Below are 15210 nucleotides of genomic sequence, written 5' to 3' on the forward strand. Positions count from 1 at the left end.
TGCTACAACCGAATTTCCAAGGCCCTTCAAAAATGCCGGAAACGCCCGGCATTCAAGCACCCACGCTCCTCCCTAGAGTTCGACCTTCTCAAAAACGAGGTCAAACTCAATGCCCACGCCGTCCATTCATCGCCCGCACCAACTCGCCTTGGCGATCGCCCTCTCCCTTGGCTGCATCGATATATCGATGGCTCAGCAAGCCAAGGTTGATCCCTCGGTCGAAGCGCCCGACAAGAAAGCTCAAACAAGCGCTTGGCATAAACGTGATGATCTTTTGGCGATCAGGAATTTCATTGGTCCGATGCAGAACGCCGTCAAACCCGCTTCGCCTAAGCCACAAGAGCCGGTGACTAAGCTGCCAACTGTTCCGGCGGCTCCGGAACCCGTAGATCATGCAGCCCACCTTTACGACTTTCCCGAAACTGCCGGCGATTCGCGTCCACCGCAAGCGCCCGCAACACCCGTGGACGGTGTCACCGCATGGGCGGCTAATGATGATCTTTTGGCAATAGAAACGTTCATTGCTCCGATGGAGCACGCCGTCAAACCCGCCTCGCCTAAGCCACAAGAGCCGGTGACTAAGCTGCCAACTGTTCCGGCGGTTCCAGAACCCGTAGATCTGGCAGCCCACCTTTACGACTTTCCCGAAACTGCCGGCGATTCGCTTCCACCGCAAGCGCCTGCAACACCCGAGGAAAGTGCCACCGCCTGGGCGGCTGAAGATGATCTCCTGGCAATAGAAACGTTCATCGGTCCGATGGAGCACGCAGGTGAACCCAGCGATCCTGCAGCCCATCTTTACGAGTTTCCCGAGACCGCTGACACCCCACTCGAAACGGCACAGGCTGGTGAACCGATCACGTTCGACGACTTCGCGAATGCCGATACCACTAAGCGCACTACTACAGTGGGGGGGTACGAAAGCATCGACGGCGTCTCACTGAAACTGGGGGAGGAAGATGACCTTCTAATCATCGGTAACGGAGTCAGTTTTGCAGGAGAAATCCAGGGCGGTGGCGGGAAAAACGCAATACTGCTCGACTCCCCCGAGGGCGGCGTACTCGACAAAACCAGTAACTTTTCCGGGTTGCGAGTCGCGCAAGGCGCTTGGTCCTTGACGGGTAAAGACGACTTCGACTACGGAGCCGAGGTATTGGCCGGCGCAACGCTGTTCAACATGGGCAGCATCGCGGGCGATGCCATTGTTCGCGAAGGTGGTCGCTACGGTGGCCAAGGTGACGTACGCAATCTTTATGTAGACGGTACATTGCAAGTCAATGAGCGGCTTGGCGCCCCGCACGTCAGAGGAGACCTGATATTCACAGAGGGTGCGACGCTCTCCTACGGCGTAACGGCTACCGGCAAGTCTCCCACCATCATCGTCGAAGGTATTGCAGCGCTTGAGGATGCCTCACTGGAGGTTTCTGCACTGCCGGGCAACTATCCCGAAAGCAGTGATTACACGGTGCTTGAAGCCGGCCTGGTGGAAGGCGAATTCGGCAGCGTTACCAGCAATCTGGCGTACATGACGCCGAACCTGTCCTACTCCAAGACGGATGTGGTGCTCAACTACGCTCGCAATGGAGTGCCGATAGAGGATTTTGCCGCCGACGACAATGCTCGAGCGTTTGGCCAAAGCGTGGCCGAGCCGACGGCTAACACAAGCGCGTCCAATGCGGCCGTCACCGCCCTGCTCACCACCGATAAATCCACAGCCACCTACGCTCTCGAGCAGCTGGCCGGTGACAGCAACGCCAACCTCGCCAAGGCAACCCTGAACAGTGACAGCCCGGTCAGCGCCTCCCTGCTCTCGACCATGCGCCAACTGGACAGCGCCAGCGCGTACAACAAACCCGGCAACCGAACCAACGCACCACGCCAGGCCGCCGGCAGCGAAGGAAACGGCAGGGTCTGGCTGCAAGCCTTGGGGCACGGCGGAACGCTGGATCGCGACCACGACGCTCTGCAAACCTCTACCAAAGGCCTTGTCCTGGGCGCGGATTGGGGCGTCGATGAGGAATGGCGTATCGGTGTGATGGGCGGCAAGTCCGACACCCGCCTGGACAGCCGCGAACTCGACGGCGATCTCGACAGTTGGCACCTGGGCGCTTATGCCCTGCGCCAGAACGGCCCGATGTCACTGCGCCTGGGCGCGACCTACAGCAATCACGACGGCAGCACTAAACGCCGGGTTGCCTACAACGGTTTCAGCGACCGTCCCGAAGGCCGTTATGCGGCCAGCACCCAGCAGGCCTTCGCGGAAGTGGGTTACAACCTGGGACGAGCCAATGTCAGCATCGAACCGTTTGCCAGCCTTGGCTACCAACGCTATCAGCGCGACGGTTACACGGAAAAAGGTGGCGCGGCAGCGTTGAAAGTCCACGACCAAACCCAGAACAACCTCAACAGTACGTTCGGCCTGCGACTGGCGAAGATCAACACCCTGGATAACGGCATGCAACTGACCCCACGCTTCAGTGCCGGCTGGAAACACACCTACGGGGAAATCGACAGCGACACCCGTCAACGATTGGCAAGCGGCGGGAAGAACTTCACCGTTTCCGGTGCGCCGCTGGACCGTGACAGCTTGCTGGTTGATGCAGGTCTGGACCTTGGCTTGTCAGCGAAACATACCCTGGGTGTCGGCCTTAACGGTGAGATCGGCACTGACAGCCGCAATCACGGCGTGATGGGCCAGTGGAAGATGGCGTTCTGATCAACGACTGATTCACCGCAATACCTGTGGGAGCGCGCCTGCTCAGGGCGACGTTCCCACATTTGCCATGCGCAACTGCGGACAAAAAAAAGGGGAGCACATGCCCCCCCGAGGTTTAAAACGGTGTATCGAGGCTGTTAACTCAGCCTTCGATCTCGATCAGGATTTCGCCCGGATTCACCCGGTCGCCCTTGGCCACATGGATGGCGGTGACTTTGCCGGCGATGGCCGCCTGGACTTCGGTTTCCATCTTCATTGCTTCGGTGATCAGCACGGCTTGCCCCGCTTTCACGGTGTCGCCTTCCTTGACCAGTACGTCGACGATGTTGCCCGGCATGGTGGTGCTGACGTGGCCCGGTGCAGTGGCTTGCTTGCGCTTGCTGCTGCCGCCGCTGACGAATTCGTTGAGCGGTTCGAACACCACTTCTTCCGGCATGCCGTCGATGGACAGGTAGAAGTGACGTTTGCCTTCAGCCTTGACGCCGACACCGGTAATGTCGACGCGGTAGGTTTCACCATGGACGTCGATGACGAACTCGGTCGGCACGCCTTCGCCACCGGCCGAGGTCACACCGCCTGCTTCAGGAATCGGCAGCAGCACTTCTGGCGTCAGGGTGCCGGCCGCGCGTTCTTCGAGGAATTTGCGACCGATGTCCGGGAACATGGCGTAGGTGAGCACGTCTTCTTCAGACTTGGCCACGGCACCGATCTCGGCACGCAGCTTGGTCATTTCCGGCTTCAGCAGATCGGCCGGACGCACATCGATCACTTCTTCGCTACCAATCGCCTGACGACGCAGCTTCTCGTTCACGGTGCCCGGCGCCTTGCCGTAGCCGCCTTGCAGGTAGAGCTTCACTTCGTTGGTGATGGTCTTGTAGCGCTCGCCGGCCAGCACGTTGAAGAACGCCTGGGTGCCGACGATCTGCGAGGTCGGGGTCACCAGCGGCGGGAAACCAAGGTCTTCACGAACGCGCGGGATTTCGGCCAGCACTTCGCTCATGCGGTTCAGGGCGCCCTGCTCTTTCAACTGGTTGGCCAGGTTGGAAATCATCCCGCCCGGTACCTGGTTGACTTGCACACGGGTGTCGACGGCGGTGAATTCGCTTTCGAACTGGTGATATTTTTTGCGCACGGCGTAGAAGTACAGGCCGATTTCCTGCAGCAGTTCCAGGTTCAGACCGGTGTCGAACTCGCTGCCTTTAAGGGCCGCGACCATCGATTCGGTGCCTGGGTGGCTGGTGCCCCAGGCGAAGCTGGAGATCGCGGTGTCGATGTGGTCGGCACCGTTTTCGATGGCCTTGAGTTGGCACATGGCGGCCAGGCCGGCGGTGTCGTGGGAATGGATGAACACCGGCAACGACTGCTCGGATTTCAACGCCTTGACCAGTTCGCCGGTGGCGTAAGGGGTCAGCAGGCCGGCCATGTCCTTGATTGCCACCGAGTCGCAACCCATGGCTTCCATTTGTTTGGCTTGAGCCACGAACGCGTCGATGGTGTGCACCGGGCTGGTGGTGTAAGCGATGGTGCCTTGGGCGTGTTTGCCGGCCGCTTTTACGGCTTCGATAGCAACGCGCAGGTTACGAACATCGTTCATGGCATCGAAGATGCGGAATACGTCGATGCCGTTGACCGCTGCTTTGGCGACGAAAGCTCTGACCACATCGTCGCTGTAATGGCGGTAGCCCAGCAGGTTCTGGCCACGCAGGAGCATTTGCAGACGCGTGTTAGGCAACGCGGCGCGCAATTGGCGCAGACGCTCCCACGGGTCTTCTTTGAGGAAACGAACGCAGGCGTCGAACGTCGCGCCGCCCCAGCATTCCAGCGACCAGTAGCCGACTTTGTCGAGCTTGTCGCAGATCGGCAGCATGTCTTCGGTGCGCATGCGGGTGGCGAGCAGCGATTGGTGGGCGTCGCGCAGGATTGTGTCGGTTACGTGGATACGCTTTGTAGGTAGAGAGTTGGACATTGTTTTATTCCTCACAGGCCTGCGTGGGCGGCGATGGCGGCGGCGATGGCCAGGGCCAGCTCTTCGGGTTTGCGCTTGATCGAGTAGTTGGTCAGTTCAGGGTGGCTTTCAACGAAGCTGGTATTGAACTGGCCGCTACGGAATTCCGGGTTACGCAGGATTTCCTGGTAGTACGCGGCGGTAGTCTTGACCCCTTGCAGACGCATGTCGTCGAGGGCGCGCAAGCCACGGTCCATCGCTTCTTCCCAAGTCAGCGCCCACACCACCAGTTTCAGGCACATGGAGTCGTAGAACGGCGGAATGGTGTAGCCGGTGTAGATTGCCGTGTCGGTGCGCACGCCTGGGCCGCCGGGCGCGTAGTAACGGGTAATCTTGCCGAAGCTCGGCAGGAAGTTGTTTTTCGGGTCTTCGGCGTTGATCCGGAATTGCAGCGCGAAACCGCGGTGCTGGATATCTTCCTGTTTCACCGACAGCGGCAGGCCGGACGCAATGCGGATCTGCTCACGGACGATGTCGATCCCGGTGATTTCTTCGGTGATGGTGTGTTCCACCTGCACCCGGGTGTTCATTTCCATGAAGTAGACCTCGCCCTCGGCGAGCAGGAACTCCACGGTGCCGGCGTTCTCGTAACCCACGGCTTTGGCCGCACGCACCGACAGGTCGCCGATGTAGGCGCGTTGTTCCGGGGTCAGTTGCGGGCTTGGAGCGATTTCGATGAGCTTCTGGTTGCGGCGCTGGATCGAGCAATCACGCTCGAACAGGTGCACCACGTTGCCAAAGCTGTCGCCGAGGATCTGCGCTTCGATGTGTTTCGGATTGACGATGCATTTTTCCAGGAACACTTCAGCCGAACCAAACGCTTTGGTGGCTTCGGAAATGACTCGCGGGAAGGCTTGTTCGAGTTCTTCACGGCTGTCGCAACGACGAATACCCCGGCCGCCACCACCGGAGGTGGCCTTGAGCATGACTGGATAACCAATGCGGTCACCTTCGACCAAGGCTTCGGCGATGTCTGCGACGTTGCCTTCGGTCCCCGGGGTGACGGGTACGCCCGCCTTGATCATGCTGCGACGGGCTTCAGTCTTGTCGCCCATGCGGCGAATCACTTCAGCCGATGGACCGATGAACTTGATGCCACGCTCGGCGCAGATATCCGCCAGTTCAGCGTTTTCCGAGAGAAAGCCGTAGCCGGGATGCAAGGCATCACAACCGGTTTCCACCGCCAGATTCACCAGCTTGCGCGCATTCAGGTAACCGGCCAGTGGCTCGGCACCGATGCTGTGGGCCTCGTCCGCACGCTTCACATGCAACGCATGGCGGTCGGCATCGGAATAGATCGCGACCGAGCGAATGCCCATCTCGGCGCAGGCACGCACGATTCGTACGGCAATCTCACCACGGTTGGCGATCAGGATCTTTTTTATCACTTGGAGGTTCCCTTGAGCCGGTGGTACCCACGACCTGCTAGACCAGGTCGACGCGTGACTAAATGTTTCGATTTAGTCGCAGCCCCACACTAGCCCCCACAAGGGATTAACAAAAATGATTAATAATTGGGTTAGCCATAAGTAAAGACTTATAGTTGATTCATCAGCCTGGGGCGGGAGCTTCTAGATAATGCGTAAGTCATTGATGCGTATGACATTGCGTCAATTGCAGATCTTCAATGAGGTCTGTGATTTGCGGTCCTACAGCCGCGCAGCCGACGAAATGTCGCTCACACAACCTGCCGTGAGCCTGCAGATTCGTCAACTTGAGGAGCTGATTGGTCAGCCTTTGTTCGATTACGTTGGCAAAAAACTCTACATGACTGAAGCCGCCGAAGCACTTCAGCGCGCCAGCCGGGACATTTTCGGGCGCCTGGAAAACCTCGACATGCAGCTCTCGGACATGCAGGGATCGCTGCAGGGCCAGCTGAAACTGGCGGTGGAATCCAGCGCCAAGTATTTCGTGCCGCACCTGTTTGCCGCGTTCAAGCGCCAGCATCCGGAAGTGAATCTGCAACTGACGGTGGTCAACCGCGGGCAGGTGATTCGGCGCCTCTCCGACAACCGCGACGATTTGGTGATCATGTCCATGGTGCCGCAGGACATGGGGCTGGAGTTTCTGCCGTTCCTCAATAACCCGATTGTTGCCGTCGCGCCGCCGAACCATCCGCTGTGTCACATGGGACCGCTGCGCTTGCAAGACCTCGAGCCTTACACCCTGTTGCTACGCGAACCCGGCTCTGGAACGCGTTTGGCGTGCGAAGAGTATTTCAAAGAGAAGCGCGTGCACTTCAACCAGACCCAGGAGGTCGCATCGGCCGAAGCCCAGCGTGAATGTGTGCTGGCAGGTCTGGGCGTCGCGCTGTTGACGCGCCACGCCCTGAACCTTGAGTTGGCGACCGGTGGATTGATCGAGTTACCGGTCGAAGAATTGCCGCTGTATCGCAGCTGGTGCCTGGTGCAGGCCAAGGCCAAGCGGCTGTCGCCGGTGGCCCACGCATTCCTTGCGTTTATCCGTAGCGAGCGGGTGCAGATCAGCGCCCTGGTTGAGCGTTTCGACGGGAAGTTGCGGGAGCTGCGGGAGCTGCCTGCCAGTAATTGAGTTCCAGATCCGGAAAATCGCCGATCTCGGCCAGCAGTTGACGGCGCTCGCAGCGGTCTTCGATGGCGCGGCGAAATTCCATGCGGCGCTGATCTTCTTGCTGACGACGGGTTTTGACGGCGCTGTTGCGTTCTTCGTAGGGCTGGGCCATTTCGAGTCTCCCAAGGCGATTACGGGAGTTTCAAGATAGGCGCGAGGGATGACGGTTTGGCGGCGGGCGGGTTACAAAATGATGAAGCTCATAGGTTGGCGGCTCACCCTGTGGCGAGGGAGCTTGCTCCCGCTCGGCTGCGCAGCAGTCGTAAATGAGCCTGATGCGATTGCACAGAAAATTGCTGTGAATGGTTTTGGGGCCGCTTCGCAGCCCAGCGGGAGCAAGCTCCCTCGCCACAGAGTCCGTGTCGTCTTGAATCAGTCGTCCAGCGCTTTCACCGACTTGGGCGACAGCCGCAAGCTGCGCAGGCTACGTTTGACGCTCTTGAGGTGGTTGACCAGGCTCGGCCCGCGCGCCATGGCCACGCCCATCGCCAATACGTCGATCACCACCAGGTGAGCGATACGCGAGGTCAGCGGCGTGTAGATTTCAGTGTCTTCGTGCACATCGATGGCCAGGTTGACGGTCGACAGTTCGGCCAATGGCGTCTGGCTCGGGCACAACGTGATCAACGAGGCGCCGCTCTCGCGCACCAGGTTAGCGGTGATCAACAAATCCTTGGAACGCCCGGACTGGGAAATACAGATCGCCACATCGGTCGGTTTCAAGGTCACCGCTGACATCGCCTGCATGTGCGGATCGGAATACGCCGCCGCGGTCAGCAGCAATCGGAAAAATTTGTGCTGGGCATCCGCCGCCACTGCGCCCGATGCGCCAAAGCCGTAGAACTCGACGCGCTGGGCCTGGGACATCAGCGACACGGCCCTCTGCAATTCCACCGGATCGAGCTTCTCGCGAACCTCCATCAAGGTGTGCAGGGTGGTGTCGAAGATTTTCAGGCTGTAGTCCGCGACAGAATCGTCTTCATGGATCGCAAACTGACCAAAACTCGCGCCTGCCGCAAGGCTCTGCGCGAGCTTCAGTTTCAGGTCCTGAAAACCGGAACAACCGATGGCACGGCAAAAGCGCACGATGGTCGGCTCACTGATGCCCACGCTATGGGCCAGGTCGGCCATGGAGCTGTGCATCACCGCCGCTGGATCAAGCAGCACGTGGTCGGCGACCTTGAGCTCCGACTTGCGTAAGAGGTGGCGTGACTGGGCGATGTGTTGCAGCAGATTCAAGGGGCTGGACTCTTTGTTATTGGCAGGTGCCGGGGATGTAGCAAGCTTGTAGTTATACTACATGAATCGGCTTTTTGCCTGCTCAATGCGTAACTCGATGTCCCCATTCCACGCCACATGCGCTTCATGTAGCACTTACAGGGGTTTTGCGTCCTCACGTAAAAGCGCAGCCAGGTCATCGGCCTCAACCGGACGGCTGATCAGGTAACCCTGCACTTCATCGCAGCGCTCGGCTTTCAAGAATTCCAGTTGCTCTTCCCGCTCGACCCCCTCGGCCACCACTTTCAGCGACAAGCCGTGCGCCATGGCAATGATCGCCCGGGTGATCGCTGCGTCCTCGCTGCCTTCCCTCAGCCCGCGAATAAACGCCTGATCGATCTTCACGTAATCCACAGGAATGCGTTTGAGATAGCTCAGGGATGAATACCCCGTGCCAAAATCGTCGATCGCCAGTTTCACGCCCAGATCCCGCAACTGCTGGAACGTCGCGATGATGTGTTCGACGCTGTCCAGCAACTGGCTTTCGGTGAGTTCGAGTTCCAGGTAGTGCGGCGCCAGTCCGGTTTCTTCCAGTACCTGCCGCACCAGACTGACCAACTTGCCCTGGCGCAATTGATGGACCGACAAATTGACCGACACGCGAATCGGCTCAAGCCCCTGCCGTTGCCATTCGCAGGCCTGCCAACAGGCTTGGCGCAACACGAACTCGCCGATCGGACCGATCAGCCCGGTTTCCTCGGCCAGACCGATAAAGTCCCCCGGCGGCACGCGCCCCATGGTCGGATGATCCCAACGCACCAGCGCTTCGGCCGCGTTCAGGCGTCCGGTGGCGAGGCAAAGTTTCGGTTGGTAATAGACTTGCAGCTGCTTCTCTTCGATGGCTTTGCGCAGCTGATTTTCAAGCTGCAATCGCTCAAGGGTGCTGGCCTGCAAGCTTTCGGTGTAGAACTGAAAGTTGTTACCGCCCAAGTGTTTGGCGTGCTGCATGGCAATGTTCGACTGGCTGACCAGCGCGGAAATTTCCCTGGCGGTGTCCGGCAACATGCTGATGCCCATCGAGGCGCTGACCACCAGTTCATGGCCATCGACGGTGATCGGCAAACGCAGTTTGGTCGACAACCGGGTCGCCACTCGCGCCAGGCTCGACAGGTTGCCGTAGGCATCGAATATCACCGCAAATTCGTCACCGGAAAGCCGCGCGATGGTGTCCGCCTCGGGCAATGCGTTGACCAGTCGGCGGGCCATTTTCTGCAGCAACTGGTCGGCGACTTCATGACCAAGGCTGTCATTGAGCAGCTTGAAACGATCCAGGTTGATATGCAGCAGCGCCAAACTGCGACGCCCGCCCTGACGCACGCGCTGATGAGCCTCGCGCAGCCGTTCGCGGAACAGTGAACGGTTGGCCAGGCCAGTGAGTTCGTCGTAATGGGTCAGGTAGCGCATGCGCTCCTCGGATTCCCGTCGCGCGGACAGATCGGCGAAGAAGCCGACAATATGGCTTACCTTTCCCCGAGTATCCCGAACAGCGTTCAGTTGCAGCCATTGCGGATAGAGCTCACCGTTCTTGCGGGTCTCCACCAGTTCGCCCTGCCAGGTGCCGTGCTGTTCCAACGCATGATGGATCGCGCCGTAGTGCCGGCGCGCATCGCGACTGCACGGCAACTCGACGACGTTGCGCCCGAGCATGTCTTCGATGTCGTAGCCGGTAACCCGGCTGAACGCCTGATTGACCGCGATCAGCGCGTAATTCGGGTCGAAAATCATGATGCCTTCGCTGGCCGCCTCGAACACCGTCGCCGCCAGTTGGCGCTGTTCTTCCTGGCCCTTGTTCGCGCTGATGTCGCGGCGGGTGCCGACCATGCGGATCACTCGACCATTTTCGCTGCGCTCGACCGCTCGTCCACGGTCCTCGATCCAGACCCAGTGGCCGTCGCCATGCCGCACCCGGTATTCGATCTGGTAGTCCTCGCTACGACCTTTCAAATGCTCGACCAGGGCACGGCGCAGCGACGGCAAGTCTTCGGGGTGAAGGCGCGGCTTGAGATGGCTGAGCATCGCGGTGACGAATTCCGGTTCCAGGCCGAACAACTCCTGAAGCTGGGTGTGATGGACTTCATCAGTTTGCAGGTTCCAGTCCCACAGCCCGAGTTCACTGGCCTTCAACGCCAGCGCCAGCCGCGCTTCGCTCTTGCTCAGGGCCTGGTTGGCCGCATCCAGCTCAAGGCTGCGCTGGGCAACCCGGTTTTCCAGCTCGACCTGGGCTTCGCGCAACTTGTCTTCGGCGCACCGACGGTGATCAATCTCTTTGGCTAATTCGTGATTGAGCTGGTCACCGCAGCTCTGCGCCTGCTGCAAGTGTTCGATCAGGGCCTGATTCTGAAAGCGCCGCAGCAAGCCGCTGTCGATCAACCGATTGACCTGCCAGGCCACCACGCTCAACGCGCCCAATAAAATCAGCCCGAACCAGCCCCACCCCTGGCCTTGCTCATCTCCACCCCAGAATAGATAGGCGATGGCCGGCAACAGGCAGGGCAAGGTAAAGGACAGGAACGCCGGAAGGCTGACCGCGTAGGCGACGCTGGCCGACAGGGCGGCGGCGCCGATCAGGCCGAACACCCAGGCCTGCTGGATGAAGTTGTCTGCGGGGACCAGCGCGATGCCGGCACCGGCCAGGGTCAGGCCGGTCATGGCAGAGCCCAGCAGGAACATTCGACGCCAGATCGGGTGGGCCTGGCGGTTGGGAATGGCCGAATCGAAAGCCGCAACTTGAATCACCCGCAAGGCCACCAGCGATAAAAGCCAGATCAGCCAGACGCTGACGATGAAGTAGCGCTGTGGACTCCAGAGCAGCCCGGCACAGACCAGGCCGTTGATCAGCATGAACAGCGTAGGCAGCAGCGAGCCCTGGTAGAGCAGGCGCGTGCGCTCGACCGCCATTTCCATGGCGTACTGTTTGCGGATAACCCGAGGCTCCACAGAGGGGCCCGACAGGTCAGAGCTGAGGGTCATAGGCAATGTTCTTGTTCTTATAATGATGAGCATGAGCCCGAAACGTGGACGGAGCATACACAAGCCGATGCCCTTACCAAACTGCCTCAGATCGTAAAATCGATAAAATTTCAGCCCCCCGCCGCCCCCTCAAAACCCTTGGAGCGAGCCCCGCCAACGCTTGCAGCCAGTGACTGACCGGTCGTCATTCGTGCTTCTTTCATCGGCTAATGCAAAGCTCGGTTTGCCCGGTGTGACGGCGCACCCTAGAATGCCCCGATGCGCGATGATCTCTCCCTTCTGCTGAACTCCCTCAACGATGCCCAACGCCAGGCCGTAGCTGCCCGCGTGGGTCGTCAGTTGGTCCTGGCCGGTGCTGGTTCCGGTAAAACCCGAGTGCTGGTGCACCGTATCGCCTGGTTGATCCAGGTCGAGAACGCCTCGCCCCATTCGATCCTGTCGGTGACCTTCACCAATAAGGCCGCTGCCGAGATGCGTCATCGCATCGAGCAGTTGATGGGCATCAACCCGGCCGGCATGTGGGTCGGCACCTTCCACGGCCTGGCGCACCGCTTGCTACGGGCGCATTGGCAGGAAGCCGGCCTGAGCCAGACCTTCCAGATTCTCGACAGCGACGACCAGCAACGGCTGGTCAAGCGGGTGATCCGCGAGCTGGGTCTGGACGAGCAACGCTGGCCGGCCCGTCAGGCTCAGTGGTTTATCAATGGGCAGAAAGACGAAGGTCTGCGTCCGCAACACATTCAAGCCAGCGGCGACCTTTTCCTGGCGACCATGCGCAGCATTTATGAGGCCTACGAGGCCGCTTGCCTGCGTGCCGGTGTTATCGATTTCTCCGAATTACTGCTGCGTGCCCTCGACCTGTGGCGCGATCACCCGGGCTTGCTGGCCCATTACCAGAAGCGCTTCCGCCACATTCTGGTGGACGAGTTCCAGGACACCAACGCCGTGCAGTACGCCTGGTTGCGTTTGCTGGCCAAGGGCGGCGACAGCTTGATGGTGGTGGGCGACGACGATCAGTCGATCTACGGCTGGCGTGGCGCGAAAATCGAGAACATTTATCAGTATTCCGACGATTTTCCGGATGCCGAGACCATTCGTCTGGAGCAGAACTACCGCTCCACCGCCGGGATTCTCAAGGCTGCCAACGCCCTGATTGCCAACAACACCGGGCGCATGGGCAAAGAACTGTGGACCGATGGCGGTGAAGGCGAAGCGATTAATCTGTACGCCGCGTTCAACGAACACGATGAAGCACGCTACGTGGTGGAAACCATCGAAAGTGCGCTGAAAACCGGATTGGCCCGTAGCGATATTGCGATTTTGTACCGCTCCAACGCCCAATCACGCGTTTTGGAAGAAGCGTTACTGCGCGAGCGCATTCCGTACCGCATCTATGGTGGGCAGCGCTTCTTCGAGCGCGCCGAAATCAAGAACGCCATGGCCTACCTGCGTTTGCTGGAAGGTCGCGGCAACGATGCGGCGCTGGAACGGGTCATCAACGTTCCGGCCCGTGGCATTGGCGAGAAAACCGTTGAGGCGATCCGCGACCATGCGCGCCACAGTGATGTGTCGATGTGGGAAGCCATGCGCTTGCTGGTCGCCAATAAAGGCCTGACCGGTCGCGCAGCGGGTGCGCTCGGTGCGTTTATCGAGCTGATCGAGAACCTCGCCGCCAAGTGCATGGAAATGCCGCTGCACCTGATGACCCAGACGGTTATCGAACAGTCGGGGCTGATTGCCTACCACGAAGCGGAAAAGGGCGAGAAAGGCCAGGCCCGGGTAGAAAACCTTGAGGAATTGGTCAGCGCCGCGCGCAACTTCGAAAACGCTGAAGAAGACGAAGATCTGACGCCGTTGGCGGCATTCCTCGGCCATGCGTCGCTGGAGGCTGGAGATACCCAGGCGGACGAGCATGAAGACAGCATTCAGCTGATGACCTTGCACAGCGCCAAGGGCCTGGAATTCCCTTATGTGTTCCTGGTGGGCATGGAAGAAGGCCTGTTCCCGCACAAAATGAGCTTGGAGGAGCCGGGACGCCTTGAAGAAGAGCGCCGTCTGGCCTACGTCGGCATTACACGGGCGATGCAGAACCTGGTGATGACCTACGCGGAAACCCGACGTCTGTACGGCAGCGAGACCTACAACAAGGTGTCGCGTTTCGTGCGTGAAGTGCCGAAAGGCTTGATCCAGGAGGTGCGGCTGTCCAACAGCGTCAGCCGTCCGTTCGGTGGTGGTCAGCAACAGAGCTCCAGCAGCCTGTTTGGCGGCAGCGAGATTCCGGACACCGGGTTCAGCCTCGGTCAGGCCGTGCGGCATTCGGTGTTTGGCGACGGTGTGATCCTGAACTTCGAGGGCGCCGGGGCTCAGGCTCGGGTGCAGGTGAACTTCAGCGAAGGCAGCAAGTGGCTGATGCTGGGTTACGCAAAGCTCGAAGCGATCTAAAGCCTGTCTGATTGCTTTTCTGTGGGAGCGAGCCTGCTCGCGAAGAACGATAACGCGGTGTTTCTGATAAACCGCAGTGCGGCCTTTGTGAGCAGGCTCGCTCCCACAGGGCTCACCCTTCCTACAGAACTTATCCACTCGTCCTACAGACCAAAGTTAACAGGCCTTATTGCGCTGACTGAAGCTGAACACAACCTGTCAGGCAAAAGCCCGAAACACTCTGCCGCTAGCCAGTAACACTTCAGCTGTGCAACATGGCGCGCGTGCCCTCCACAAATGGGAATTCCCTTTATGAAACGTTTTCTTAGCATCGCCATGGCGTTGTGCATTGGCCTGACGATGAGCCTCGACGCCAATGCCGCCAAGCGCTTTGGTGGCGGCAAAAGCTCCGGCGCTGCGCCGACTCACCAGACCAGCCAAATGGCTCCTTCTTCTGCCGCAGGTGGTGCTGCCGCCACTGCGGGCGCGGCCGGTGCCGCTGGCGCTGCCGCCAAGGCCGGCGGTGCTTCGCGCTGGCTCGGCCCTCTCGCCGGCATCGCTGCCGGTGGCTTGCTGGCCTCCATGTTCATGGGCGGCGGCTTCCAGGGCATGCAGATCTTCGACATCCTGATCATGGCCGTCATCGCGTTCCTGGTCTTCCGCTTCATCGCCGCTCGTCGTCGCAAGCAGCAGGAGCATCTGGCTCCAGCTGGCGCGCCGATGCAACGTGAAGTGTTCGAGCAGAAGCCAGCCGGCATGGGTTCGATCTTCGGTGGCTCGGCGGCACCTGCTGCCGCTCGTCCGGTAATCAACGCGCCGGCCTGGTTCAATGAACAGAACTTCATTGAAGCGGCCCGCAACCACTTCCAGTCCCTGCAGCAACATTGGGACGCCAACGAAATGGACAAGATCGCCGAGTTCGTGACCCCGCAATTGCTGGAGTTCCTCAAGCGCGAACGTGCCGACCTGGGCGAAGGTTTCCAGTCCACTTTCATTGATAACCTCAATGTTCAACTGGACGGCGTGGATGATCGTGCGGACAAGACCATCGCCACCCTGACCTTCACCGGCGTGTCGAAGACTTCCCGTTTCGACCAGGGCGAAGCGTTCAGCGAAAGCTGGAACATGGAACGTCCGCAGGGCGAAAACCAGCCTTGGCTGGTGGCCGGTATCCGCCAGAACGGCTGATCCCCTCTGCGTTAAGCATGCTGTAATAGAAACCCCGGCCTCG

Annotated in this window: 9 protein-coding genes; 4 read left to right on the forward strand and 5 right to left on the reverse strand. The window is 59.8% G+C overall.

What is annotated here, in order from left to right:
* Window positions 1-856: 856 nt before the first annotated feature.
* On the forward strand, window positions 857-2716 hold the full coding sequence (locus ACA051_RS29445; protein WP_497375652.1) for an autotransporter outer membrane beta-barrel domain-containing protein: 1860 nt from the start codon (window positions 857-859) through the stop codon (window positions 2714-2716).
* Between the two features lie 142 nt (window positions 2717-2858).
* Here ACA051_RS29445 and oadA read toward each other — a convergent pair whose 3' ends face one another.
* Window positions 2859-4682, reverse strand: a complete 1824-nt coding sequence (gene oadA, locus ACA051_RS29450) for a sodium-extruding oxaloacetate decarboxylase subunit alpha (protein WP_497306538.1) — start codon at window positions 4680-4682, stop codon at window positions 2859-2861.
* An 11-nt stretch (window positions 4683-4693) separates the two neighbouring features.
* A complete protein-coding gene (locus tag ACA051_RS29455) occupies window positions 4694-6109 on the reverse strand; it encodes an acetyl-CoA carboxylase biotin carboxylase subunit (RefSeq protein ID WP_046030798.1) in 1416 nt (471 codons plus the stop codon).
* Between the two features lie 190 nt (window positions 6110-6299).
* Between ACA051_RS29455 and ACA051_RS29460 the strand changes: the two genes are divergently transcribed.
* Window positions 6300-7271: a LysR family transcriptional regulator gene (locus tag ACA051_RS29460; protein ID WP_497372906.1), complete on the forward strand. Its 972-nt coding sequence runs from the start codon at window positions 6300-6302 to the stop codon at window positions 7269-7271.
* Here the strand turns inward: ACA051_RS29460 and ACA051_RS29465 are convergent.
* The 3 genes from ACA051_RS29465 to ACA051_RS29475 form a co-directional block, all read right to left on the reverse strand.
* A complete protein-coding gene (locus ACA051_RS29465) occupies window positions 7204-7422 on the reverse strand; it encodes a PA3496 family putative envelope integrity protein (protein ID WP_497372908.1) in 219 nt (72 codons plus the stop codon). The genes ACA051_RS29460 and ACA051_RS29465 overlap by 68 nt on opposite strands.
* A 260-nt stretch (window positions 7423-7682) precedes the next feature.
* Window positions 7683-8549: a transcriptional regulator HexR gene (gene hexR / locus ACA051_RS29470; RefSeq protein ID WP_008027445.1), complete on the reverse strand. Its 867-nt coding sequence runs from the start codon at window positions 8547-8549 to the stop codon at window positions 7683-7685.
* A gap of 135 nt (window positions 8550-8684) precedes the next feature.
* A complete protein-coding gene (locus ACA051_RS29475) occupies window positions 8685-11558 on the reverse strand; it encodes an EAL domain-containing protein (protein WP_497306541.1) in 2874 nt (957 codons plus the stop codon).
* Between the two features lie 258 nt (window positions 11559-11816).
* Here ACA051_RS29475 and uvrD point away from each other — a divergent pair, with 258 nt between their 5' ends.
* Together uvrD and ACA051_RS29485 are read left to right on the forward strand one after the other, a co-directional pair.
* The gene (gene uvrD / locus ACA051_RS29480; protein ID WP_056738578.1) at window positions 11817-14000 is read left to right on the forward strand and encodes a DNA helicase II; all 2184 of its coding nucleotides are present in this window, start codon (window positions 11817-11819) and stop codon (window positions 13998-14000) included.
* A 291-nt stretch (window positions 14001-14291) separates the two neighbouring features.
* Entirely contained in the window at window positions 14292-15167 is an 876-nt protein-coding gene (locus tag ACA051_RS29485; protein WP_497306543.1) for a Tim44 domain-containing protein, read from the forward strand.
* The last annotated feature ends 43 nt before the right edge of the window (window positions 15168-15210 follow it).

It is taken from the genome of Pseudomonas sp. LBUM1669 (assembly GCF_059695705.1).

Coding starts and splice junctions, on each gene's coding strand:
- oadA (WP_497306538.1), bottom strand. CDS start 4,682: ATGTCCAACTCTCTACCTACAAAGCGTATCCACGTAACCGACACAATC.
- ACA051_RS29460 (WP_497372906.1), top strand. CDS start 6,300: ATGCGTAAGTCATTGATGCGTATGACATTGCGTCAATTGCAGATCTTC.
- ACA051_RS29465 (WP_497372908.1), bottom strand. CDS start 7,422: ATGGCCCAGCCCTACGAAGAACGCAACAGCGCCGTCAAAACCCGTCGT.
- ACA051_RS29475 (WP_497306541.1), bottom strand. CDS start 11,558: ATGACCCTCAGCTCTGACCTGTCGGGCCCCTCTGTGGAGCCTCGGGTT.
- uvrD (WP_056738578.1), top strand. CDS start 11,817: ATGCGCGATGATCTCTCCCTTCTGCTGAACTCCCTCAACGATGCCCAA.
- ACA051_RS29485 (WP_497306543.1), top strand. CDS start 14,292: ATGAAACGTTTTCTTAGCATCGCCATGGCGTTGTGCATTGGCCTGACG.